The organism is Streptomyces flavofungini (genome assembly GCF_014650815.1).
Lineage (GTDB): Bacteria > Actinomycetota > Actinomycetes > Streptomycetales > Streptomycetaceae > Streptomyces > Streptomyces flavofungini.
Genome location: NZ_BMVR01000069.1, coordinates 1 through 661, shown reverse-complemented (window position 1 = coordinate 661; position 661 = coordinate 1). Strand labels below are relative to the sequence as shown.

Below are 661 nucleotides of genomic sequence, written 5' to 3'. Positions count from 1 at the left end.
AGTACCAGTCAACTCCACCCCTTACAGGGCTTCCATATCTGGCCTATCAACCCAGTCGTCTACTGGGAGCCTTAACCCCTCAAAGGGGGTGGGAGTCCTCATCTCGAAGCAGGCTTCCCGCTTAGATGCTTTCAGCGGTTATCCTTTCCGAACGTAGCCAACCAGCCATGCCCTTGGCAGGACAACTGGCACACCAGAGGTTCGTCCGTCCCGGTCCTCTCGTACTAGGGACAGCCCTTCTCAAGACTCCTACGCGCACAGCGGATAGGGACCGAACTGTCTCACGACGTTCTAAACCCAGCTCGCGTACCGCTTTAATGGGCGAACAGCCCAACCCTTGGGACCGACTCCAGCCCCAGGATGCGACGAGCCGACATCGAGGTGCCAAACCATCCCGTCGATATGGACTCTTGGGGAAGATCAGCCTGTTATCCCCGGGGTACCTTTTATCCGTTGAGCGACGGCGCTTCCACAAGCCACCGCCGGATCACTAGTCCCGACTTTCGTCCCTGCTCGACCCGTCAGTCTCACAGTCAAGCTCCCTTGTGCACTTACACTCAACACCTGATTACCAACCAGGCTGAGGGAACCTTTGGGCGCCTCCGTTACTCTTTAGGAGGCAACCGCCCCAGTTAAACTACCCATCAGACACTGTCCCTGA

Annotated in this window: 1 rRNA gene; it reads right to left on the bottom strand. The window is 57.3% G+C overall.

From position 1 onward, the window contains the following. A 23S ribosomal RNA gene (locus IE274_RS39160) occupies nt 1–661 on the bottom strand; the annotation flags it as partial.